Annotated in this window: 29 protein-coding genes and 1 pseudogene; 8 read left to right on the forward strand and 22 right to left on the reverse strand. The window is 37.1% G+C overall.

Annotation, left to right across the window (positions count from 1 at the left end; translation table 11 throughout):
• Nucleotides 1-58: 58 nt before the first annotated feature.
• The 9 genes from BK582_RS16515 to BK582_RS16550 form a co-directional block, all read right to left on the reverse strand.
• Nucleotides 59-1,093, reverse strand: coding sequence for a serine hydrolase domain-containing protein (locus tag BK582_RS16515; protein ID WP_078596094.1), 1,035 nt, complete (start codon nucleotides 1,091-1,093; stop codon nucleotides 59-61).
• Between the two features lie 401 nt (nucleotides 1,094-1,494).
• The gene (locus BK582_RS16520) at nucleotides 1,495-1,926 is read right to left on the reverse strand and encodes an NUDIX hydrolase (protein ID WP_078596095.1); all 432 of its coding nucleotides are present in this window, start codon (nucleotides 1,924-1,926) and stop codon (nucleotides 1,495-1,497) included.
• 143 nt (nucleotides 1,927-2,069) lie between these two features.
• Nucleotides 2,070-2,603: a GrpB family protein gene (locus BK582_RS16525; protein WP_078596096.1), complete on the reverse strand. Its 534-nt coding sequence runs from the start codon at nucleotides 2,601-2,603 to the stop codon at nucleotides 2,070-2,072.
• Nucleotides 2,604-2,649: 46 nt separating this feature from the next.
• Entirely contained in the window at nucleotides 2,650-3,222 is a 573-nt protein-coding gene (locus tag BK582_RS16530; protein WP_078596097.1) for a GNAT family N-acetyltransferase, read from the reverse strand.
• 495 nt (nucleotides 3,223-3,717) lie between these two features.
• Nucleotides 3,718-3,876: a YolC/YozM family protein gene (locus BK582_RS28395; protein WP_476729633.1), complete on the reverse strand. Its 159-nt coding sequence runs from the start codon at nucleotides 3,874-3,876 to the stop codon at nucleotides 3,718-3,720.
• A 458-nt stretch (nucleotides 3,877-4,334) separates the two neighbouring features.
• Nucleotides 4,335-4,790, reverse strand: coding sequence for a hypothetical protein (locus BK582_RS16535; RefSeq protein ID WP_078596098.1), 456 nt, complete (start codon nucleotides 4,788-4,790; stop codon nucleotides 4,335-4,337).
• Nucleotides 4,791-4,885: 95 nt separating this feature from the next.
• On the reverse strand, nucleotides 4,886-5,728 hold the full coding sequence (locus BK582_RS16540) for an alpha/beta fold hydrolase (protein ID WP_078596099.1): 843 nt from the start codon (nucleotides 5,726-5,728) through the stop codon (nucleotides 4,886-4,888).
• A 114-nt stretch (nucleotides 5,729-5,842) separates the two neighbouring features.
• Entirely contained in the window at nucleotides 5,843-6,280 is a 438-nt protein-coding gene (locus BK582_RS16545; RefSeq protein WP_078596100.1) for an NUDIX domain-containing protein, read from the reverse strand.
• Between the two features lie 163 nt (nucleotides 6,281-6,443).
• Complete coding sequence (locus BK582_RS16550) at nucleotides 6,444-7,196, reverse strand: potassium channel family protein (protein WP_078596101.1); 753 nt, start codon at nucleotides 7,194-7,196, stop codon at nucleotides 6,444-6,446.
• 227 nt (nucleotides 7,197-7,423) lie between these two features.
• Here BK582_RS16550 and BK582_RS16555 point away from each other — a divergent pair, with 227 nt between their 5' ends.
• Together BK582_RS16555 and BK582_RS16560 are read left to right on the forward strand one after the other, a co-directional pair.
• Nucleotides 7,424-8,023 carry a TetR/AcrR family transcriptional regulator gene (locus BK582_RS16555; RefSeq protein ID WP_078596102.1) on the forward strand — a complete coding sequence of 200 codons (600 nt, stop codon included), beginning with the start codon at nucleotides 7,424-7,426 and terminating at the stop codon, nucleotides 8,021-8,023.
• Complete coding sequence (locus BK582_RS16560; RefSeq protein ID WP_078596103.1) at nucleotides 8,020-8,436, forward strand: cupin domain-containing protein; 417 nt, start codon at nucleotides 8,020-8,022, stop codon at nucleotides 8,434-8,436. The genes BK582_RS16555 and BK582_RS16560 overlap by 4 nt, the downstream gene beginning before the upstream one ends.
• Before the next feature lie 193 nt (nucleotides 8,437-8,629).
• On the opposite strand, the gene BK582_RS16565 is transcribed toward BK582_RS16560, so the two are convergent.
• From BK582_RS16565 to BK582_RS16580, 4 genes are all read right to left on the reverse strand, one after another.
• Nucleotides 8,630-9,073, reverse strand: coding sequence for a VOC family protein (locus BK582_RS16565; protein ID WP_078596104.1), 444 nt, complete (start codon nucleotides 9,071-9,073; stop codon nucleotides 8,630-8,632).
• Between the two features lie 46 nt (nucleotides 9,074-9,119).
• Entirely contained in the window at nucleotides 9,120-9,659 is a 540-nt protein-coding gene (locus BK582_RS16570) for a hypothetical protein (protein ID WP_078596105.1), read from the reverse strand.
• Nucleotides 9,660-9,934: 275 nt separating this feature from the next.
• Complete coding sequence (locus BK582_RS16575) at nucleotides 9,935-10,267, reverse strand: NUDIX domain-containing protein (protein ID WP_244895410.1); 333 nt, start codon at nucleotides 10,265-10,267, stop codon at nucleotides 9,935-9,937.
• Nucleotides 10,268-10,364: 97 nt separating this feature from the next.
• Nucleotides 10,365-10,685: a hypothetical protein gene (locus BK582_RS16580; protein WP_078596106.1), complete on the reverse strand. Its 321-nt coding sequence runs from the start codon at nucleotides 10,683-10,685 to the stop codon at nucleotides 10,365-10,367.
• Between the two features lie 531 nt (nucleotides 10,686-11,216).
• Between BK582_RS16580 and BK582_RS16590 the strand changes: the two genes are divergently transcribed.
• A complete protein-coding gene (locus tag BK582_RS16590; RefSeq protein WP_078596108.1) occupies nucleotides 11,217-11,729 on the forward strand; it encodes a hypothetical protein in 513 nt (170 codons plus the stop codon).
• 618 nt (nucleotides 11,730-12,347) lie between these two features.
• On the opposite strand, the gene BK582_RS16595 is transcribed toward BK582_RS16590, so the two are convergent.
• The 3 genes from BK582_RS16595 to BK582_RS16605 all read right to left on the reverse strand — a co-directional run bounded on the left by BK582_RS16595 (nucleotide 12,348) and on the right by BK582_RS16605 (nucleotide 14,485).
• Complete coding sequence (locus BK582_RS16595; RefSeq protein ID WP_078596109.1) at nucleotides 12,348-13,109, reverse strand: Nif3-like dinuclear metal center hexameric protein; 762 nt, start codon at nucleotides 13,107-13,109, stop codon at nucleotides 12,348-12,350.
• A gap of 114 nt (nucleotides 13,110-13,223) precedes the next feature.
• Complete coding sequence (locus tag BK582_RS16600; protein WP_078596110.1) at nucleotides 13,224-13,499, reverse strand: hypothetical protein; 276 nt, start codon at nucleotides 13,497-13,499, stop codon at nucleotides 13,224-13,226.
• Between the two features lie 212 nt (nucleotides 13,500-13,711).
• Entirely contained in the window at nucleotides 13,712-14,485 is a 774-nt protein-coding gene (locus tag BK582_RS16605; RefSeq protein WP_078596111.1) for a Cof-type HAD-IIB family hydrolase, read from the reverse strand.
• Nucleotides 14,486-14,628: 143 nt separating this feature from the next.
• Here BK582_RS16605 and BK582_RS28115 point away from each other — a divergent pair, with 143 nt between their 5' ends.
• From BK582_RS28115 to BK582_RS28330, 3 genes and pseudogenes are all read left to right on the forward strand, one after another.
• Nucleotides 14,629-14,769: a DinB family protein gene (locus tag BK582_RS28115; protein WP_078596112.1), complete on the forward strand. Its 141-nt coding sequence runs from the start codon at nucleotides 14,629-14,631 to the stop codon at nucleotides 14,767-14,769.
• Nucleotides 14,766-15,071, forward strand: coding sequence for a DinB family protein (locus tag BK582_RS16615; RefSeq protein WP_078596113.1), 306 nt, complete (start codon nucleotides 14,766-14,768; stop codon nucleotides 15,069-15,071). The genes BK582_RS28115 and BK582_RS16615 overlap by 4 nt, the downstream gene beginning before the upstream one ends.
• Before the next feature lie 301 nt (nucleotides 15,072-15,372).
• Nucleotides 15,373-15,497 (forward strand): annotated as a pseudogene (locus BK582_RS28330) (IS110 family transposase); the annotation flags it as partial.
• A gap of 183 nt (nucleotides 15,498-15,680) precedes the next feature.
• Here the strand turns inward: BK582_RS28330 and BK582_RS16620 are convergent.
• The 6 genes from BK582_RS16620 to BK582_RS16640 form a co-directional block, all read right to left on the reverse strand.
• Entirely contained in the window at nucleotides 15,681-16,268 is a 588-nt protein-coding gene (locus BK582_RS16620; RefSeq protein ID WP_078596114.1) for a TetR/AcrR family transcriptional regulator, read from the reverse strand.
• Between the two features lie 3 nt (nucleotides 16,269-16,271).
• Nucleotides 16,272-17,057, reverse strand: a complete 786-nt coding sequence (locus BK582_RS16625) for a DNA alkylation repair protein (RefSeq protein ID WP_078596115.1) — start codon at nucleotides 17,055-17,057, stop codon at nucleotides 16,272-16,274.
• Nucleotides 17,054-17,470 (reverse strand): VOC family protein, encoded by a 417-nt coding sequence (locus BK582_RS16630; RefSeq protein WP_078596116.1) that lies wholly within the window; start codon nucleotides 17,468-17,470, stop codon nucleotides 17,054-17,056. Before BK582_RS16630 ends, BK582_RS16625 begins: the two co-directional genes overlap by 4 nt.
• A gap of 93 nt (nucleotides 17,471-17,563) precedes the next feature.
• Complete coding sequence (locus tag BK582_RS27145) at nucleotides 17,564-17,707, reverse strand: hypothetical protein (protein WP_169911077.1); 144 nt, start codon at nucleotides 17,705-17,707, stop codon at nucleotides 17,564-17,566.
• 154 nt (nucleotides 17,708-17,861) lie between these two features.
• A complete protein-coding gene (locus BK582_RS16635) occupies nucleotides 17,862-18,635 on the reverse strand; it encodes a GNAT family N-acetyltransferase (protein ID WP_078596117.1) in 774 nt (257 codons plus the stop codon).
• Nucleotides 18,636-18,725: 90 nt separating this feature from the next.
• Nucleotides 18,726-19,295 carry a TetR/AcrR family transcriptional regulator gene (locus BK582_RS16640; RefSeq protein WP_338066827.1) on the reverse strand — a complete coding sequence of 190 codons (570 nt, stop codon included), beginning with the start codon at nucleotides 19,293-19,295 and terminating at the stop codon, nucleotides 18,726-18,728.
• Between the two features lie 138 nt (nucleotides 19,296-19,433).
• Here BK582_RS16640 and BK582_RS16645 point away from each other — a divergent pair, with 138 nt between their 5' ends.
• Nucleotides 19,434-21,494, forward strand: coding sequence for an efflux RND transporter permease subunit (locus tag BK582_RS16645; protein WP_078596119.1), 2,061 nt, complete (start codon nucleotides 19,434-19,436; stop codon nucleotides 21,492-21,494).
• Nucleotides 21,495-21,496: 2 nt separating this feature from the next.
• Complete coding sequence (locus BK582_RS16650) at nucleotides 21,497-23,506, forward strand: YhgE/Pip domain-containing protein (protein WP_078596120.1); 2,010 nt, start codon at nucleotides 21,497-21,499, stop codon at nucleotides 23,504-23,506.
• Nucleotides 23,507-23,529: the final 23 nt, after the last annotated feature.

Raw genomic sequence — 23,529 nt, forward strand, 5'->3', positions numbered from 1 at the left:
TACCTCTGCGATAATATAACGGTTCAGAAGTGAATAATTCATAGACTAAACTCTGGCGTTATTGAATTGTATTTGTCTTTATAGAACATTTATACACAGTGTCTCCAAATGAGCGAATGTCGTTAAGATAATCGTAACCTTCAGGTGAACCATAACGGTTGAACATTCTTACTGCTACCAGATTTTCCTCTGGGATGACTAGCAGAGCAACATTTGTATAACCGAGTAATTGATAGGATCCCTTTGGCACTGTATCTCCAATTTGGCTAAAGTCATAGTTCTTTTCTTTTACAAACCATAAAAACCCGTTTTTGTGCATAGGAAGTTTCGGATTTGGAGTCTGGATGGAAGTTGCCATTTGAATAATATCTCTGGGAATAAGCTGTTTTCCTCCCCATCTCCCTTCTGTTAAATGAAGGTAGCCAAATAATGCGAGGTCTTGTGCAGACACATACATATTCATTCCAGAGCCATCGGTTATATCGGTTTCCGTCCAGAATAAGTTGTCTGGATCCCTAATAGTTTCTGCAATTTTTGCATGAGGCTGACTCATCTTAAGCCATTCTGTTGATTGGAAGCCGCATGGCTCAATAACCTGCTCTCTTACAATATCAGCAACGGAACGTCCCGTAGTTTTTCTGATAATCGCTGCCAGCAACTCAATGCTTGGCCCTCTGTATGCCCATGATTCCCCCGGTTTATATTCACTTATTAAATCCCCATTTACTATTCTTAATCCATGTGTATGGGTTAGTAAGTGACGAATAGTCACACCTTCATATGCGGATAAACTAGAATCTTTCACAAACCTTCGAATAGGATCATCAATAGAAAAATAACCATTATATATAGCATAAGCAGCTGCAAAACCAATATAAGCCTTTCTTACAGAGGCAATATGGAATTGAGTGTCTGCTTTCACGTCTCTGGCAAGTGCAACACTCGACTGTTTACCAAAATAAGATTCTGTGACGATTTTGTCGTTATGGATGATAAATAAAGCTGAACCACTTGAACCTAATTTTTCAGCACTATCTTTTACATGATTATGTACTTCATCAAACCTGTTTGTATGATTATCTCTTAAAAGCAATTAATCCACTTCCCTAAAAATATTTCGTATTGCCATGAGGAACTAATGCAGCTGCTTCAACTTGAACCTCGCTTTTCGTTCATTGCTTCTGCATTTCGTTCATTGAATTCCGGTTTTCGTTCATTAAAGTCCTTTTTTCGTTTATTGACTCTGCATTCCTTGATGCAACCCCCCTCTTCCGTTACCACTTACTCTTTATTTTCATATGAGCGAGTACTTATATTATTGAAACTCACCTGTATTTTAACAATATTCTGTTTTCTCTAAACAGCATTCTTTTACACGATGGTTAACTATTCTTTAGCTAACTCCAGTTAATGCAACTATCTCTGATTGAGCAGCATATATACAGCCTTTTCACCATGTTAGCCAGCAACAAAAGGCACTTCTTTAAATAAGTTTTAAAATTCTATGTAAAAAGGATGGGTATCTTCATCCAGACAGTATTCAATTCGTTGTCTGAAATTCTTCCAATTTACCATCTCTAACCCTTGCTCAATAGGGAAGAACTCTACTTCCAAACTCTCTGGAGAAGTCGTTAATGTACCCCCAATCGGCTTGGCCAGGAACAAGGTATTGCATATGGAATCCTTTACATTCTGGAACACTCCACAAAATTTCGATACCTCCACATCGATCCCTGTTTCTTCTTTAGTTTCCCTTATTGCAGCTTCTTTCAAAGACTCTCCTTCTTCCACTTGTCCGCCAGGCATTTCCCAGCCTCTTCTCGGTCCCTTGATTAGTAGTATTTCGCCCTTTTCATTGATTACAATAGTCGCTGCTGAAACAATATGTTTTGGCGGGGAGTATATAGTTTGTGGTTTCTGTTCCATTTGACCTCCATAATTTACTACGGGTGTAGTTTTTTTTAACTAATATTAGACGGTACCTAATTTTAGTTTAGCATAAATTTCCAGCAGTTATGGGCAAAAAAAGCTGCAAAACTGAAATATGCTGTTTTTATCCGTAATTAGAATTATTTAATGTTTCTCTTTTCGTATATAGTTTTCACGAACTTCTCTTTATGATTTGTATATTCAGTTATACCTGTTGTTGATTTTCTTATGTATTCCTTCTTTAACTCTAAATATTCTTCTTTAGCATCTGAGTTAGAGTTTAAGTAGTCTCTAAAGAATATTAAGTTATTCCAGAGTTCTTGTTGATATTCAACCAAATGTATATAGTGAGTTTTTATCTCATATGTATCATCAGTAAATTTCGCCAGAACAATTTCTCCAGGCCTTTCAACTTTCAATCTTAAGAAACCTGCCTGATACAGACCTTTCAGCAATTGTTTATCTACTTTATCTAACTCGTCCACACCTACTATAATATCTATTATTGGTTTTGCGGGCATGTCCGTAATTGCTGTACTGCCAATGTGCTCTATACGGGCTTCCTTAAGGCTGGTGTTATTTAAAATATCTTGTTTGACATTAAAAAACTCACTTTTCCATTCTTTGTTATGGTCTTCTAATCTAACTTCATCACGATTTAAACCTAACTTCATTTAATCAGCCTCCTCTAAACTGAATTTTACTTTAACTCTTATTCTTTTAGCGAAATTCAGGTACCAGGGCATAAATACACGTGTCTGTTAATCTGCTTCTATCTGCAGATAAATCCTCGTTCTTTAAAATCCCTTCTAACTCAAACCCTAATTTTTCAGGAATAGAACGACTCTTTAGATTAGAAGACTCACATCTGATTTCAATTCTCTTAAATTTAATATCATTCAATCCAAACTCAGTTAACGTTTTTACTGTTTCTGACATATACCCTTTACCGCTAAATTTCGTGTTAATCCAGTATCCAATCTGACATTTAGGAATCTCCCAGTTTATATTTTCAAAACTTGCTACTCCTGTAAACTCATTGGTTTCTTTATGAAAAATAAGAAAACGTAAACTCTCTCTTTTTAAAAAGTTAATATGTGCTTCCCGCAAATTCGCTTCAGTTTCCTCAACACTAGGCATTGTCTGTGCAAATGGCAGCCAAGCCTGCAGCTCATTTAAAGAATCTTTTATTGCTGCATTAACAAAACTACCGTCTCCAAATTGTCTTGGGGGTCGTAAAATAAGTCTCTCCGTTTCTAATTGCGTTGGTATATTAACTAATAATGGATTCATTAGATTTTCCCTTCAGCCACACGCGTTTTATTCTAGTAAAGATCCGTACTCCACTAGTACAAGTAAACAGTCAGCACTATTGGCAGTACAGCTAAGACTATACTGCAAACAAAGATAGCTTTAACTTGCATAGGACTTGCAAATTCCTTTGGGTCTTTTTTTAATTCCAGCCATAAAACAGAAGTAACAGCTGATAAAATTCCTATATTCTTAAAAGTATCTGATTCGACTCCGAGTATGGAATATATGTAGAGTAAAAATCCACTTATGAAATATCAAATAATAAATAGTAAAACGTACTTTTTTATTCCTTTAAAAGTGTACGACTGAGATAGATAGATTCGTACAAATAAATAAACAATAGCAAAACCAATAATACATGTAATAATAAGAGCAATCATATTTCCGATAATTCTTCCCCCATTTAATAACAACAAATTAATGAGTTAAACTCCCGGTTGCATTTCAACATAGACTGTGGAATCAATTATCCCTCTACGTTTGTTCATTAAAAGGACTAATATCAATAGTGTAATATTCCAGGTATGATTGAGATAAATTTTGTTCTAAATATGTACGAAGTTCTGTTTCACTTGTATTTTCATCAATTTTTATGTATATAACAGGGTTAGTAACACCAACATAGAAACAAATTTATCCCACGCTTCATCAAGGACAGCTCCCGTACTAAATGGCTCTTCTATATTGACATTCATAAATATAATTAAGAGGAAAACAACGACACCTGCCAATGATAAAAAACTAATTCTTTTCAAGTATTACACCTCTCCCTTAGCAGATTTTTCAAATCTTTATCTGCACTTCTTCCCGTTACTCCAATTAATCAATTATTGAAATAATAGCTTTCATTTTTTTAGAAAGAAAAACAGTATAATGACAATCATAATTCCAATGGCAATAAGTATTGGGTTTCCAAAAATAAGTTCCATAAAATACTCCTTCACCCTAATAATTTTCACTCAAGCGTGTAGTAAATTCATTTGGAAAATATTACAGAATATTTTAAAACCTCATTTAAGTTTAACATTTTTTCCTAAATATCCCAATAGACTGGAACAAAAAAGAGCTGCAATATTGCAACTCATAATTTGCTAACTCTCTCCCCGGAAGGTTACTAACCATGGAAGATTCATATGTATTTCAAATTGAATAGTCGGCATTGGAAACCCTTCAGGTACTAACGTTAACTCCTCACTAAAACATATATCTACCTTAGTATTTTCGAAAAAGTTTGGTGATGATAGTTCGCTATTTTCCGTAGTAGGTCCTTCAATTATTTTACCGGCGATATGATAAAAAGCACCGTAAAAATGGGTTTTATCTTGATTCTCCAAGTAGTGAGAAACTTCCCCTTCTTTTCTTGGATCAATACCAAGTGAATTAAAAAGTTCTTTAATTTCCAGTGGGAATTTATCACAAGCTAAAACATAATTAGCACAATAATCACACTGACAATCCTCTGTAATTAAATGATAATTATCATAAAATCTTTTTGTTTTCCTTACATCAATTTCAATAGTCCAAATGCCAAATTTCATTATTTTCATATATCACACCTATATCTTCAGGTTTTCCTCGTTATTTTTTGACCAGTGTTTCTTCATTTTCCAGGTTTAGGCTCACCATTTGCCGGGCAGTAAAACTAAACCACTTTCACATAATCATTTATCATATCCTCGAACACTAATTTCTCTTCTAAAAATGGAAAGTGATTACTGTTCTCGAAAATATAAAGTTTTGATAGTGGTACAAGCTGATGGATTTCTTGCGAGTATATGAGTGGACATTGTGAATCATGTTTACCGCAAAAAATGAAAGTGGGAGTCTTTATTTTGGTAATGTCCTTTCTAATATCATACTCAGGTAATTCTTCATATGAAAAGTAATCCAGGCGTTTTTGAACAACTCTGCCACTACTTGGTTTGGAAAAATATTCATCAAATCTTTCCGGGTCAAATAAAGACATTTCAGTCCATTCTCTTCCTGCCTGAATTCTTTCTTCCTTTGTTGATTCCTTAGATTTTAAAATAAAGAAAAGCTCTTTGAGTCTTTTGTTTCTTGGATTCAAAGAACTATAAATGCTTTCTTTATGTTTCATATAGTCATTACTCGCCGCGCCACCGCCTGCTAATAGTCGTTTTAATGATTTTGGATGCTTAGAACCGTAAACCAATCCTAACATTCCGCCTGTTGAATGGCCTGCATAATTCCACTCTTTTAAGCATAAAGCCTCTCTTATTGCTTCCAGGTCCTTTACCGTTTCATTCATGCTTAGCTCTTCTTTTGTTTTGGCTCTATTCGAATTTCCTGTCTCTTTTAAATTAATAAGGTAAACACGAAAAGAATCTGTAAACATATTCGCAAAATAATTCCCGCGTTCATTAAACTCACTATATAAGTGAATTACACATAAAGGTTCTCCGCTGCCAGAAACAAATACTTCAAATTGTCCTCTGGCAGTCTTAACATATATTTGCTTCCACATAATTTTCCCTCTCTTTACTTGTTCAACTTGAAATAGTCTCCCCGACAGTTCTACTAGAGCAGCCGAATTTACTAGGCTAGTTCTCCCTGCTAATTGAACAGTTATGCTTTAAAGTTATTTATTCCAAGCAGAAGCAATAATTGTCTCAGCGCGTTTAATACTTTCTTTTAAATAATCTGGTGATTGGGGGTGGTTTAACACTTCCTCGGTAGAAAGCCATAGCACTCTCTCAACTTCCTCCGGGCTTTTAGGAAAAGGTTCACCAGATAAGTACTCACATAGAAAAACAATATCTACAACTTTTTCACCTTTATCAGTGATAAAAGATGTGCTATGAACATACTTCATATTATCTTTTACTTCTACGCCAACTTCTTCAGCTATTTCACGCTTAACAGTTCTTTCTAATATGTCAGAGGAGTTCCCTTCATCTTCAACCTTACCGCCCGCGATTGAAAGCAAGCCACCTGCATGTTCTTCTTTTTTACTCCGTTCAATTATTAGCCATTTACCATTTTTAAATATGGCACCTTCGACATTGACTATAAACATTATGATTCCCTCCAAAAATATCTGAACTGATTAACCAATATGTACTAATTATATCGTTACAAAAACGGTTTGGGCATAACTTCATACATATTTTAACATTTATAAGGAAGTTACGTTTGGAACTTTTCAAATAATTGAATTTTATTATTGGATATTACAACAATTATCCATCACCCTGCCTCTGTTCTTTCTTGTAGGTGTCTAGAAGAACCTTTAACCTGTCGATCTCTTCATCTGTTAGTTCCTCTAACCTGTCTACTTCACCTTTAATATAAGTAATTGTGCTGTTAGTACTCTCGCTGCCTTTTTGTAAAAAATATGTGGCAACCGCACTTGTAACAAGGCCCAGCAGCCCAATGCCAAAAATCATTAAAACAACAGCAATCATTCGGCCAATAATCGTCTCGGGACTAAGATCCCCGTAACCAACCGTTGTGGAAGTCACAATCGCCCACCATACTGCATCCATATATGTTTCAATTTCCGGCTCAAAATACTGTACAGGTATAGAAAGAACGAAAATAAACACAAATAAGCCAAGGATTACTTTATCCAGATTGTTTGTTCTCAGAATTTCCAGCAGCGGCTTAAAATGATTTTTCAGAATAAGTATAGCCCTTAGCACCCGGAAGAGCCTGGCAAGTCTTGCGAGACGGAAGACAGAATCAAAGGGAATTATGGCAATAATATCCAGTGGATTCTTCTTTACATAATCCCATTTACGGTCACTTAAGAAAAACCGCACGGAGACATCGATAACGAAGATCAGCCAGATAATAAAATCTATATATCTTGTATAGTTTGTTTCATTCCATATTGTGACTACAGATATAATTGCTAATATTGCCATTACAATCTCATAACCGACTGTTATTTTTCTTTTTCGGTTCCAAACCTCTTCCCCGGATTGTGTCATTTATTAATCACCTCTTGAAATAATTGGAATAAGTACTCGGACAATTATAACATCCAGCTTTTTATATTTCCCGTATGATTTAATGCCTTTCTTAACATCATTAATTGGGTATAAAGCTTTTATATTTAATAATGTCTTTTTATATCCAAACTGCATATATATAATTTAAGCTTGAAAAAAGGAGGTGCGACTTGCTCTGACAAGTTTAATTAAAGCGAGCAACTGTCATGGAAAATAAGCGTCCTTATAACTCTGAGCTTCGGGAGAAACGAAAACAGTCAACGATAAACAACATTATTTTATCCACGTACCAAATGCACTCCGATGGAATTACTGATATTAAAACTATCGCAGAAAACGCTGGTGTATCCGTCCCCACGATCAGAAAATACTTTCCTACAAATGAAGATTTATTTAAAGGCTGTGCCGCTCACTTTATGAAACACAACAGGTTGCCGGAGATTCACCGGTATTTTCATATCGACTGTCTTGAAGACAAAGTTTCAGCAATAGTAACTGATTTTTATTCCTTTCATGAAGACACAATGGAACTTGTCTGGCTCTCTTTTCGCCTTGCTGAACAATCGAAAGTAATGAGAAATTCCTCACTACAGAATGAGGCAATTGTAAAAGCCGCAGCGAAAGTAATGCTGCAGGAAGTAACTATCCCTGAGGATAGAAAAAAACAAGTCCAGGGCTATGTGCAAGGATTGCTTCATCCGCTTTTTTACCGGACATTACGAGTTACTGGACGTATGGAAAAAGAAAAATGTATTGAACATACAGAACAGGCAATTCTGCATCAATTAAAGGAGGGAGAAAGATGACAACTGTGAATATCAACAAGCTTCCTTTATTGGATTTATGGTACGAAAAGAATGATAGTAAGAAATGGAAAGCCAATCTCCCCTTCACTCCGCAATTTCCACTCTGGTCAGGCATAAAAACAAACGACTCAAGCGTCGTGTTTTTCGAGCTCGAGCCTGGAAAAGAACTTGGGGAGCATTCAGAAAGCAGTGAGGAAATATTGTTTGTAATCAGCGGCAATGCTGAAGCGGTAATAGGAAGTGAGAAGCACATTATTTCAGACGGAAGTCTCGTTGTCATCCCTCCAGATGTACCTCACTATATTAAAAATACTGGAGAGACTTCCGCAAGGTTTCTCGGGTTCTTCTCGAAAGCTGATTCCCGATCCACCTTCTCGGAGGAAGTCTCGCCTGTTGGAATGAAGGTGCTTTAATAAGAAATGACAGATGTTTCGGCTAATATGTTCCGCCCCAACGAACATATATAATTCTAGCTATAGTTTCATTCTGTGAGACAGGAAAGCATAAATAAGGCTCAGTTCAATCTGAACCGAGCCTTAAAGTCTTTATCCTGAATATAATAAACTCCTGTCCGCCGTTGTTTAATAACAGATCTTCCTAACCTTCTTATTCATCCTCAATAATTAACATATTAGATTCATCAAATTCCCAAATATCACCGTAGGCGACTTCCCAGTAATATCCATCAAGATCTGTGAAATAACCACCATAACCGCCCCAGTCGGTTTTCTGCGGCTTTTTCTGAATAGCAGCACCTGCCAAATCTGCCTTCTTAAATATTTCTTCAACCTCTTCTTTTGATTTTGCATTATAAGCTAAAGTGATACCAGGAAATCCACTTGTAATTTCTGGAGGATTCTTTTTATTAATATCCAAAGCTAATTCCTCTAAAGGATACAGTGCTATTCTGGTACCTTCGTTTTTAAAAAAAATTATATCCGGATTACACTCGTTTCCTCTTACTGAAGTATCAAATCCTAATTGTTTAAAAAACTTGTGGGACTTTACAATGTCTTTTGTACCAAGTGTTATTATATTTAATCTGTTCATATAGTATTTCCTCTCTCTTCATTATTTTTTAAGATATCAATCAACCCTAGTCCCATAAAAATTCTATTTCATTTATTTTCCATCCGTCTTCCATTACCATTATGTATTTATAGGTGATTACTTCTCCATTGGCGCCGGTTTGATAATTGATAGAAACCCTCCCATCTTCATTAGAGAAATCTACTAACTCTAATCCTGGATTAGTGTTTGGTGTCCATTCAAACATAGTATTAAAAGGAAGGTTTATTTGATGTGGATTGTGTTCATGATCAGGTTCTTCGTCTGCGGGAAAATAGACTTCATCAGAAAAAAATGGCTTTGCCTCCTCAATATCTTTACTTAAGTGATAGTCTTCCAGTACTGATATTGCCTGAACAATATCTCTATTATCTATAGACGTTAATTTATTTACCTTTTCTTCCACTCGTGTCAGTTCTTTTTTCAAACGTTCATTTTCCTTTAATGCTTCCTCTAACTCTGTCTTATATTCTGCCTCCGCTGAGTTCTCCTTTGTCTCTCCAAAAATCCCTAACACTGTAACGACCAGGATTACTATGAGTACCAAGCTTAGATAATTTCTGAACATAAATGCCTCCTTGTTTTGTCTGTCATTGTTTATAAAAATAATATGATCCTTTCTATCTGTTTTTTAATGCATTCTCCCTGTTATATTAACAGGATTTTCCAGTTCCTGGGTACAAAAAAAGCTGCTACATTGCAACCCACAATTTTATAACGCACACGATTTGAGGAAGATTAGTTATCCGTGCACTCCTTTTTCAACTGCCCAATAATGATGTTCATGTATAAGAAGTTGCTTGGCAAAATTAATTTCCAGCCATTTAAGAAGGTGGTCATCCTCTATTGGTTTTTGTTTTTTTTGGACAATTTCGCTAAGTAAAAATAGCCCTGGCTAAGGCAGGGTTTACCATCAGCTGAATAAAAATATCTCATTGCACTTCCTAGGTAAGTACTTATAAAGGCATCGTAGCCTGTTTCTTCTAACAGTTCTCTTGCAAGACACTGGGTGTGACTTTCATCATCTTCTATTCCGCCACCAGGTAAAAAGTAATGACCTTTCTTAGTTTGAACAGTCAAAACTTTATCCTTTTTAGAATTGAAAATGACCGCATAAACCCCTTTTCTAATTTCATAGTCAATTCTATTAATCTTTTCACCAAATACTTTTTTCATCTTACACCTCAACTATAAGTATTCTACTTATATTATTGAACATGATTAGCGCAGGCAGTCTATTTAGCTGCCACTCTCGGTTACTGATATAAATAATTTATAAGGTAGTCTTAGTCATAACTTCAGTAAAACTCTCTTCAATTATCTCGCTCTTACTTTCCAAAAGAACAGACTGAAAGGCTTTGAATAATTCCTGTATCTCCTTTTGGTTATTAATTAATTCTATACTTTTGTTATATTCCTCCTCACTTTTATACTTAGTGATCTCCATCCACTTTGCAGCATCTTCCCTGCTTTGTAAATAGGTGGTTTGTGAATTAATATACCTTCCGTATATTTCACCAGCTCTTTCCTGTATTCTAAAATAATCGTTCATTTTATCGGTTTTAATGTGATAAACATAAACTTTTACATACATTTTCTCACCACCCTTTCAGTGATATATAGCTAGTCAGTACGTTTGTTTAACAAGAGCAAAGAGCTTATTTTGGTTATTAAACAACCAATTCCATTAAGTAAGCAAATTGATTAGAACTCTAGTTACTCAAGTGGTCAAGTCTGTTGCATATCATCTGTTTAGAGCAATCCACCAAATTGATGTTGTTAAAATGACTAAGATTATCCCGCCTGTTAAGAAGATTATTAGCTGTGATTTGTTCTTTTCGAGAAAGCCTTCCAAAGCGATGGTTAGTACAAAAAAACAAAGGGTATAGAAGAAAATGACAGGATAGGGAAGATCTGGTCCAATGTTGAACATGTTTACAACAGTTATGATCACAACAACAAGCAGGCACGTAAGAAGTAAAATCTTGATAATAGGTTTCCGATCTTTGAAGTTTTTATAACCTAGCATCTTATTAATTTTTTTTTCATACAACGAGTTGTTGGAAGGCAGCACCATTAAGGATTCTCCTTTCTCAGTATTAATACTATTTAGGAGGCGTAAACATTGAGTGACAATACAATACATCCTTATAAACCGTGGTTACTTGGCAGTGGAGCTTTGTTTATTGCAGGGCCGAGTTATAATGCGCAATATTTATTAACGATGATAATACTGTTTTTTATTGGATTAATTTTGTCTCTCCCGGCTGTTATTTCTTTGTTTAATTCCGCCAATTATAATAGTAATAATATTCCACCAATTAAACACATAAAACAATCTATTTTATTTTTTCTAGTAATCGCACCCGTCGTATTTATGGCTGGCACTATCATTCATCAGGAAGCTATCATCCAGAGAGGAATCTATACTGCCGCTTGCATGATATTGTTCACACCATTACTGTTGTTCATTAACAAAAAAGTATTACCACAGATCGAGGAAAGCGAAGAAATTAGTGAGAATAGAGATAGTGAAGATAAAGATGGAAGTACGTCTAAATCTAACAAATCTAACGTTGTTTACTTTTATGCGCTTATTTTGCTTGTTGCCACGGCGATCTTTTTTATCATTTATTAAAACAAAGTGCCAGTGCCCGCCAGTTCTTTCTATTCTTACTGGCGGGTTATTTAATGTACTTTTATATCCCCCACTATTTGAGTTGTTCCTTAGAACAGGTTCTAATTCATGAAAATGAGAAATCCATTCCAGCACCTTTTAAATAGATCGAAATACCTTTTTCTGTTTTTTACACCGTTCACATTCATAGAATTGCATATGGCACCTCGTCGTCCCAATGTTTATGAACAAAATTGTGCAGACCGATACGGCAAAACAGGCTGTTGTGCTTTTTTGTTTTTAAAGCAGGGATAATAATTAGAGGTAATCCAACCACAATCAGAGGTACATATAAGTAAGGAATGGAAAGCATATCGAATAAATGAGCGAACATAAAGATATACCGAATCCTAAACAAATCGAGCCAATATTATTCATTTTCTCCAGCACGATTGACAGCATCCTTTTGTAAGGATTACAGAACGTGCTTTAGCGCTAAATTTTTTTGCAAGCTGTACCCTTCATATACAACATTGCCTTCTTGAAACATTCCTTCTTGAACATCTATAACCAGAAGTGCTTTCTTCATTACTTTCCCCCTATATAAAAAGTAAGTATGCTATTGTTTTACATCACTTATTAAGAATGATTGAACTCAAAGTGCTCTTCTTTTAACTTAACAAGTTTAATATCTTTATCTAATTGCTGAAGTTTGTTGACCAGACTTTCAACACCATATATCTCTGTAAAAGTGTGGCTCCCAACTAAAAGGTTAATTCCTGTAAACTGAGCATATTGAATAGTGTATAAGGTTGCCTCTCCTGTTATATATGTATCACAGCCTTCTTCTACTGCAATTTTTATATGGTTTGTAGAATGTCCTGCACCTGTTAACACTCCAACTTTCTTTATTTTCTTTTCATTATTCCTCCAGGCTCTGACTGGCTCCTCTAACTCATCTGTCATTTTCTGTACAAGAAAATTAAAATCGGCAGGCTCGCTTAATTCTCCTATACCTGGAGACTCCCCGTTGTTATAAACCGAGTATTTAATAATGTTATCTATACCAAGGACATTCATAAGAGAAGTACAAGTGCCAAACTTGCTAAAATCTAAAGGGCCGTGTATCCAGAAGTGACTAATATTATGTTCTTGTAATTTCTTAAAGCATTCCTCTCTTAATCCATAAATAAAATCCCAGGCATCATGGTGAGTAACCATTAAGTCAACCTTGTTCTTCGCAGCTTTTTCAATGGTATCGATTGATATATTTGTTGAATATCCAATTGTTGAAATTGAGTTATTGGACTGATTAGTAAAACCGTAATCGTCATCAAATTCTTTTAAAAGTTCTTCATCAAAAATTATTTTAATATACTCTTCAAATTGTTCTAGGTTCATTTTTTCCTCCTAAGTTATTATTCTTCAGCTCTCCCCCATTTTGTTTAACCTTGGCAGCCAAAACTTTGACAGTTATAGCACTTCATTCCATATTAAGAATTATGATTCGGTCTATCAGTAATTACTCATCAAACCAATATCATACAGGATAAGCTGAAGTGCTGTAAAAAGAATGATAGATAAAGCATATAGGGTAATAAAAAGCGTTGTTCCCGTAATAAATTGCGACATTATCAATATAGTTACTTCAACGAAAAATGGGAGCATTATAGCCAAACTAACGCTAAAGATAAACTTTATACCTCTTCTTTTTCTCTTCGCTTTCTCTGCTGCACTAAAACTTGAAAAACTTATTATTAGTAAGATAAAAATTAAAAAAAATGAAAACATAAAATTCTCTCCTTTAATGTTTTCGCAGGGACACAACAGCAATTTGAGCTTCTTGTATTATCGCTAAACATTAATTAAAACCATTGAACGCTAAAACCCCAGCTCGGTTTCCCCTTTTGATTGCTCTTAGAATCTATATTTTTATGACACATAGAAAGAATTGGTGCTCTTGTGTAGACAGATTTCAAAACGATTATGTAACTTAAACAAACTTAAATAATTCTGTATTTCTTTAAAGCAAAGTAGATGCCGTCTTCACTGGATTTTTTTGTAACGTAATCTGCAATTTCTTTTACTTTATCATTTCCATTACCCATTGCTATCCCTAATCCGGCTATTTCCAGCATATCAATATCATTTTCCCCATCACCAAATGCTGCCGCCTCAGTTTTATCTATGTTAAAGTACTCTAAAGTTTTTTTGATTGCTAAAGACTTTGAAATATCTTCTTGTAATACGTTTAAAACAAAAGGATGCCATCTTCTAAATGTCAGATCCGGGAATCTGCTGACATATTTCTCGGCAGACTCATCATTAGCAAATAAACACATTAAAAAAACATCTTCGATAAGAGTCCGTTCCGTCGTTCCCGGATATTCATTTAGTGACAAAGTTTCTTTCAAGGCCTTTAGAGTATTCTGATTTTTAATTCCGTTCATAGTAAACTCTTCTGTATAAAAAGAAAGAGCATCTTTTTCTTTTTGTGCAAACTCGAACACATCCTGGATGATCTTCCTGTCCATTGTGTTTTTATGTATAACTTCATTGTTATGCTTAACATATCCTCCGTTTGCAGTTATGAAAGTATCAATCCCAAGTTCTCTAATTTCCTTACACAATGATAAAGGTCTCCCTGTAGCTGCTACTACTTTTATACCTTTGTTTTTTAATGTGTATATTGCTTCCTTTGTTTTGTGGGAAATACTGCCATTTTCGTGGTGTGTTATAGTACCATCTACATCGAAAAACACAATCTTATAGCTCATTTCATCCCCTTTTCCCTTTCTCCTAATTCAATATAATTAGTAAAATAATCTTTATTTTCAAAAACTTTATTCTCAAATTGTACCAAAAATGTAGAAATTTGGGTTAAAATTGTTCTGAATATACAATGCAGGAGTGATTATTTATGTTAGATATGTTTTTATATAATTGGCAAGTAAGAGAAGACTGGTTCGAGTGGTGTAAAACTATTCCGGAAGAAGAACTGTTAAAAGAACGAACTGGCGGGATGAAAAGTATAATCAATAATTTGTATCATGTCATATGAGAGAGCAACCTGAAAATAATACGAGAATAAATTCTGTTTCTACACTGAACGAAGTAATCGAATACTCCGATCTTACAAAACAGGTAACTAAGGAATTTCTGGGATCTTTATCACCTGATTATGAGGATAGAATCTTAAAGGTACAAAGTAAAAGAGGCTATTCTTATTCTTTTTCATATGGAAAGGTTATTCGCCATATAGTTTCACATGAAATTCATCATATTGGTCAGATTTCAGTTTGGTCCAGGGAAATTGGATTAGAGCCCATTTCTTCTGATTTGCTTACAAGGGATTATTTCTGAATGGTTGGCTTCTTTTTAGGAGGTAAAGACCTCTAAGTAGAGGTCTTTTAATATTTATCCTTAACGATCAACCTAGAATTTTATCTTCTTGTTATACTAATCTCCCGGTTAATTTAATATGAAAACAATACCTCCAAATTGTTGCGGAAACCTCCCCTTTCGTATTATAAGGTTAGCCAGATATGTAGAAACATGTTTGAGGCTGGTTGGGACTTCGATCTCGTATAACAAGCGAAGCTATAACACTGCAAGATTGGCTAGGGATTACCAGGAAATTTATTCTAAAGGAGATGTGTATAGGATGAATCCAGTCGTAGGTCTGATGTTTCAAAAGTAGAAAGTCAGGTCCAGGCATTCTTGGAAAAGAAAAATCCGTACCGTAAAAGTTTTAGTGTTAAGCATACCCTTGAGGGTCTTCTTACTCTTAGTTGAATACTATCTATCTTGAATTAGGGTCTTCTACTGTATAACGTCTCCACCTCTTGTTTTGTATACTTAACATTAGGTTTATTATCTTTGAGTTTAGTGATAATTTTCTTTTTGGAATAAATTTATTGGTTTATATTGCTAAGTAAATCGTTATCTGTATAGGAAATATAACATTTCAATTTATTTAATCCGTTTAAGTCCATCAAAATATGCTTTCAGCACATACATTGATTCATCAATAAGCTCATAAGATCCTTGCTCCGCAATCCATAAGGCACTTTCATTCATCGCTCCTGACAGTGAATGTGTCAGCGCCTCTAACGATATTGATGGGAAACAGCCATTTTTTTGCATCATCTCCAATTGACTATACAATAGTTTCATCGAATAATTAGCATCTAACTCCCGCCATTCATTCCAACCGATTACAGCAGGCCCATCAATTAATATAATTTGTTTATGTTCGGGTTCAATTGTTGATGCGACAAAAGCTCTGCAACCTAACCATAGCTGCTCCCAAGGATCAGAACTGGTACTTGCTTCTTGCTCTATTTTATTTGCAATTCTCATTTGAATTAATTTAATACAAGCAAGGAACAATCCTTTCTTATTCTTAAAATGATGATACAACGCTCCCCGTGTGAGACCTGATTCAGTAACCATTCTTTCAAGTGAAGCTTTATTATAGCCATAGGTCGCAAAATGTTTTATCCCTGTATGGAGAAGTAACTGTACTGTTTTTTCCGTTTCTGTTTTAACCTTCCTCATTTGTTATTCCTCCATCATTACTAATATTTCCATGGCGTCAGGATTTTTATCTGTTATCAATGAGCGTAATCCTCTCTTTACGACCCACTCTACTCCAGAACCATGAAGTGTATACATAATCTTTGCCCATTCAAGAACCTCATCTGGATGTATTTTTGACAAATCATTTATATGATTTCCAACGGACTTTCTTACATAGGGAGAATTATCTGTAATTAGCTTCTCCAGTAAACCTAAATTCATATATGTATCACCACATAAGACATCTATGTGTTTCGCCCATGGTAGCCGGGGCCGCGTTCCTTCACTAACCAGTCTGCGTACATGTGGGTTACGATCTTTAATCCAGTAGTTAAGTATCTCTATGACATTACGTTCATACTTATTTAAAAAAGGTCGAATCGCATACTCTGATGTGTGTCGTTTCGTAATCTCATATAAAGCGTCCATTGACAAATCAAAGTGATCGAGCCCAAACCGTTCAACATAATGAGCGATTGGCATTAAGTAGTAACCGTTTGTAAACATACCTTGCTCCGCTTCATTTTCCGGACCCAAAATTTGTTTTATTACTTGAATCGCTTCCTCATATGGCAAGTTTAGGGCTTTATGAAATTCTAGCGTAATCATTTCAACTCTTCTTTTTAATTCTAACCCTTCGACTTGTTCACCTACCCTTATAATAAAAGAATCAGACGGAAAATCCGGGTATATAGCTGTGATTTTCTTGGACAATAATTGAGCTAAGTTCCTGTCAAAGTAATCCTTTAAAGGGATGTAATAACTCATAACTGCACATCCTTAAAATATTGTTGGAACTCGGAAGACGGTGGGATTTCCTGAATCACATCAATTATTACACCGTTGGGATCAGAAGTAATAAAATGTCGTTGTCCAAAATCCTCATTACATAGAGGTAATATATTTGGAAGCTTAGACTTACGTATTAAACGGTTATAGTGGTCATTCACGTTCTCCACCTCAATATTTAAGATTAATCCTTTCGTGTTTTGATTTCTTATTGCTGTTGGAATAGTTTCGTGACAACTTTTAACAATTCCCAGCTCGAACGCCTGCAATTTCAAACTGACATACCAGTCAGTCTCAAATACGACTTGGAAATTAAAGTAACACTCATAGAATTCTGCTGTTTGTGAAACCTCATTCGTTAAAATAACCGGATAAAAGCTTAATACCTTCATTAAACATCCCCACCCTTAATGTTTTTACTAAATCAGCCCACATACATACAGTATGTATGTATGAGAAAATAAATGCAATAAATTTTATTAAATTTATAATAAGTCGATTCGAATAATTATCTGAATCCATCCCCTCTTATAAGTATCCAGCAGAACCTTTATATCTTCTATTTCTTCACCTGTATGTTCTTCTAAGCGATCTACTTCCCCTTGAAAGCGAAACTCCTGCACTATCATGCTTCGAGACGAACGACTCAAGCGTTGTGTATTGCGAACTTGAGCCCTGGAAAGGAAACTTGGAGGAAGTCTCTCCAGTTGGAATGAACCTGCTTTAATACCAAAAAGACAGGTACATCAGCACCTGTCTCTTCTTATAAAGCATTCCCCTAAGCTATTTTAGATTATCTATAAAATACGTATCATAAGAATCTTTAAATATGTAACCAAGCTTTTTCGCTAATTCAACAGATTCAGTATTTGCTCCATCCCAACTTGGGTACCGCCCACTATCAAGACAATCAATAATCAAAGCAGAGGCGGTTATAGTCGCTAAACCTTTTCTTCTGTATTCAGGATGTGTGGCAATTTCAATCTCTATACCATTATCATATATACTAAAAGATGTCGCCGCACAAACCACTTTTCCTTCATGAAGGAGTGCATAACCAACTCCTCTCTCGAGAAAATCATCAACAGAATCGAATTGGCTCACAAAATCTTCAGACAGCTCATTGAAAGAAGCCTCTTTGACAATTTCCTTATCAACTTTCTTAATCTCATACCCTTCTGGTAAAGAAGACAAATTGTTTTCAAAATGGATTCTTTTTAAATGCTCAGGATTTTTTTCAAATCTATAACGCTTAAACTTCTCAACCCTGCTTTCATGGACCGCTTCAATGCGATATTTCCAATCATCAGAATCAACAATGACAAGAGCAAATTCCGGGAGGTTAAAAAGCAGTTCCTCAGCCTCCTTAGTATTTGGGTCCCCAGCATAAAACACAAAAATTCCCACAACTATTTGAGCAACCGTGGGATTCTCAAGGTCATCTACATAAGCCGTTCCCATATGACCCTGAAGATAAGAGAGGATAATCGTGCTGTCAATATTTTTAAACATTAGTGCCAGATGTTCCCTTATATCGTCGTTAGCTTCATAAAACATTACATTCCTACTTTCTGTATATATTAAATTCAGTCCCTTTCAAATCTATCATAATATACACAGAAAGTTATCAAATTTTTTAAACTTATTTTACTGAAAACCTGAAACGCCCTTTGTGGCCAGCTTGATGACTAACTCTGCAATCTCTTTCGGTGATTCTTTCAGACCGTTTTTCAGCCAGCTCTGTACGATATGGATGCTTCCGTTAGCGATAAACAGGCTTACATATTCAGGATAAGCAGGTGCCTGCCCCTTTTCTTCTCCTAAAGATTTTAATAAGTGGTCATGTGCCAGCATTATAACTTTTTTCTGAAAAGCCTGATCACCGTTTTCACTGAATAACGTCTGGCAGCTTTCCTGGTTGTCAGCGATATATTCGAGCAATTTTTCCGTCATCTGTATAGCTTCTTCATCTTTCGTATAATTATATGTAGATAGCGTCTCGTTTAAATCTGCGATAATTTCGTCCTCGATCTGAGCAAGGAGATCGTACAGATCAGTATAATGAGAGTAAAACGTAGAGCGGTTAATATCCGCAAGTGAACACACTTCTTTTATTGTAATAGCTGAGATTGGCTTTTCCTGCATCCGTTTAATAAAGCTTTCCTTTAGTACTAAACGGGTGTATTTCTTCCTTCTGTCCAGCTTGGATCCCATCATTATTTCCCCTTTTGTCAGTTAACCAACACAACTAAATGTATTGTTGATTAACTAATTAATTTCGCTAAACTGTTTGTTGATTAGACAACACAGTGTCCATTATAATTATTTCTTAGTAAAGATTCAAGGAGTGGTTGAATGCCAGACATTGCAGCAAAGATTATTAAACATAATAAAGCAATCGTTGTTATTTTTACACTTTTAACTATCATCAGCGCAGTAGCGATGCTATTCGTTCATGTAAATTACAATATGAATGATTATATCCCGGAAGAGTCCCCTTCCACTGTGGCTATTGAGGTCATGGAAGCGGAATTTGACAGCAAAATGCCCAATCTGCAGGTAATGATTACAGATGTATCCGTTCAGGAGGCTCTTGCGTATAAAGAGATGCTCGGAGAAATAGACGGTGTATCCGATGTTACCTGGCTTGACGATATGTTTGACCTTACTGTTCCTCTGGAAATGGCTGAACAGGATTTATTAGATTCCTATTATCAGGAGGAAAACGCTCTGTTCTCCATGAGAGTGCAGGAAGGAGAAGAAGTGCAGGTTACTGATGAGATATACGAGCTCATCGGCGAGGAAAACGCCCTCGCAGGTGAAGCGGCAGATACGGCGATATCCCAGAGCATGGCTTTTACAGAAACGATGTATGCGGCAGCTCTTCTTATCCCGATTATCATTATTATTCTCGTTCTGTCCACTAACTCATGGATCGAACCGGTATTTTTCCTGACTGCTATCGGGGTCTCCGTTCTGATTAACTTAGGAACGAATATTTTTATCGGGAAAATTTCCTTTATCACCCAGTCTGTGGCCCCAATCCTCCAGCTGGCCGTTTCCCTCGATTATGCGATTTTCCTGCTCCATAGTTTCCAGGAGCAGCGAAAAAATACAGCTTCACCAGAAGAAGCAATGCAGCTGGCGGTTAAAAAATCTTTCCCTGCCATTGCGGCCAGTGCAGCGACTACCTTCTTCGGTTTTATGGCACTTGCATTTATGCAGTTTGAAATTGGCGCCGATTTAGGACTCAACCTTGTTAAAGGTATTTTACTCAGTTTTATCAGTGTGATGATATTTTTACCAGCGCTCACGATCCTGTTTTATAAGTGGATCGATAAAACAGAACACAGACCATTCATTCCGGCCTTCAGGAATATTGGTAAGGGAATCCTGAAAGTGAGATATATCAGCTTAATTCTTGTCTTTCTCGTCATCGTGCCTGCCTTCCTTGCTCAGCAAGAAACAAACTTTATTTACGGAGTCGGCGAACAGCCGGAGGATACCCGCCTCGGCCGTGATGAGGTGAAGATTGACGATTTGTTCGGGAAATCTACCCCGGCAGTGCTCCTCGTTCCAAGGGGCGATGTGGCACGGGAAGTGGAACTGGAAGAAGCACTGGAGGAGATTGACCATGTTTCCAGCATTGTTTCCTATAACAAGTCGGTCAGTCCCGCCATCCCGCCGGAGTATCTCGATGAATCGGTAACGGAACAGTTCCTTTCTGAAAACTACAGCCAGATAATCGTTTATACAGAGACGGAATCGGAAGGTGAACTTGCCTTCAGTGTTGTAGAGTCCATACTTGATACTGCAAATTCTTTTTATGGGGATGAATTCCATGCTCTTGGGGAAAGCGTATCCTTATACGACCTGAAAACAATTATTCAGCACGATAACACGGTTGTGAACTACCTGACTGTTATCGCCATCGCCATTGTCCTGCTGTTCACATTCAGGTCCCTGTCCCTGCCGGTAGTACTGCTCTTAACAATACAGTCTGCTGTATGGATAAACCTTGCTGTTCCATATTTCACCGATACGCCACTCGTATTTGTTGGCTATCTCGTAGTCGGTACGGTACAGCTGGCGGCAACAGTGGATTATGCGATCTTGTTCAGCGAAAACTACATGCATAACCGGAAAGTTATGCCGGCCAGACAAGCGATTATGAAAACAGTGGATGATAAAACATTTTCTATTTCTATTTCAGCGGGAATTTTAGCCAGTGTTGGTCTGATTCTATGGATTACTTCCACGAATCCGATCGTGTCATCCATCGGCCTGCTTCTTGGCAGAGGAGCTATTTTAGCCTTCATCATGGTGCTCTTCTTCCTGCCGGCAGTACTGTTCGTATTCGATAAAGTTATTGGAAAAACAACGCTCAAAGCGAAATTTTACAGGGAGGATCACTGATTATGAACAAGAAAGTACCTTTATTTTTACTCGCATCCGCCCTCGCCTTCCCTCAGCCTGTTGCACTAGCAAATGGAGGGAACGAAAATAATTCTTCCGAGGCGGAAACTGTGGAAAATAACTCATCTTCTTCTGAGCAGGAGGAAAAATCCGTCTCAAATGAGGGGGAAACGGAAGATAATGCTTCAAACGAAGAGGAAGCTGAGGAACCCGGGAATGAAAATGCCAATGATTCTGATGCAGAATCAGGTGACTCTGGGGACGACGCTTCTAATGAAGACGCGGAAACATCCGGGGACACTGGGAACGCTTCTTCAAAAGAGGAAGTCGTTTACGGTACCCTGCACGGTGACGGCAGCCTGAACGAAATTTATGTAGTAAACATGTTTGAAGTAAATGAACCAGGCGTAATTATTGATTATGGGAATTATACAACCGTCACCAACTTAACGAACCTTACAGACCTTGAAATTCTGGATGGGGCTGTACAATTCGAGGGATCCGAAGGCCTCTTCTACTATCAGGGGAACATGGAAGAAGCAGAGCTGCCTTGGGATATCGATATTTCCTACGAACTTGATGGGGAAACATTGCCGGCGGAAGAGCTTGCAGGTGAAAGCGGCCATCTGGAGCTCACCATTAACACAACGGCAAACGAAAACGGCAATGAGCTTTTCTATGAGAATTACACTCTGCAAATCTCTTTATCTCTAGATTCAGAACTGGTGAGCAATCTTGAAGCCGAAGACGCGACAATTGCAAATGCAGGAAAACAAAGACAGATCAGTTACACAGTTATGCATGACACGGACGGAGAATTCGTATTATCTGCTGATGTTACTGACTTTGAAATGGATGGCATCGATATTAACGCCATCCCCCTCTCCATGGCTATGGAAGATCCTGATATGGACGAGATGAAAGACGAGATGAGGACCTTAAGTGATGCCATTGAAGAAATTAATGATGGGGTAGCTGAACTGAATGATGGTGTCATTGAACTGAACGACGGGGTAGCAAGCCTCCGTGACGGTTCCGGTGACTACAACAGCGGTATTAGAGAACTCCGCGATTCTTCATCCGAGCTCATTTCCGCTTCCGAAGAGATCCGTGCAGCACTTGCTGAAATGCACGGCGGAATGAGCGGCTCCTCAGGAGAAATGGATATGGGCGAACTGGCTGAACTTCCTGCAGGCCTTAATCAGATGGCAGACGGCCTCAGCGAAGCGGGTAATGGATTGCTTACACTCCATGAAAACTTCTCCGCTGCTTTCTGGGCATTGGACGGAGCTATGGATGCCATTCCTGCTTACGGAATTTCCGAGGAAGAAATCCAGCAGCTGTATGCGAGCGGTGCAAATGAAGAAACCGTAAACCAGCTAGTGGAAGTTTATACTGCCGCCCAGACAGCAAAAGGCACATACAATGAAGTGCGCGAAGCTTTTATTGCTACTGAGTCTGTCCTGCAGGAAACTGGCGGATCATTGAATGAGATGAGCGGCCAGCTCAGTGGAATCGCGAGTGAGCTTTCCGCAAGCATGGAAAATATGGACGGTATGGAGGGTCTTGCTGAATTAGAACAAGGGCTCGGCCAGCTTTCTGCAAATTATGGAGAGTTCCATTCCGGGTTGGTTGAATACACGAACGGTGTCGGGGAACTGGCAGACGCATACGGTGAGATTGATTCAGGACTCGGCGAACTAGCGGACGGAACCTCTGAACTGGAAGACGGAGTTGGCGAACTCGCAGATGGCACTGAAGAATTAGCAGCCGAAACAAGTGATATGCCAGATCAGATCCAGCAGGAAGTGGACCAGATGATGGCTAACTTCGACAGATCCGGTTTTAAGCCTGTTTCCTTCGTATCCGCCCACAATATCAATGTAGATAAAGTACAATTCGTACTAACAACAGAAGCAATCGAAATCGAAGAAACAGAAGACACAGCTGCCGCCGATGAAGAAGAAGAAAGCCCAGGCTTCTGGCAGCGCTTGATGAACTTGTTTTCTTAATTAGTGGAGGTTGTGATCTTGGT

The sequence above is a fragment of the Evansella clarkii genome (assembly GCF_002019695.1).
In the GTDB taxonomy this organism is placed as follows: Bacteria; Bacillota; Bacilli; order Bacillales; family Salisediminibacteriaceae; genus Evansella; species Evansella clarkii.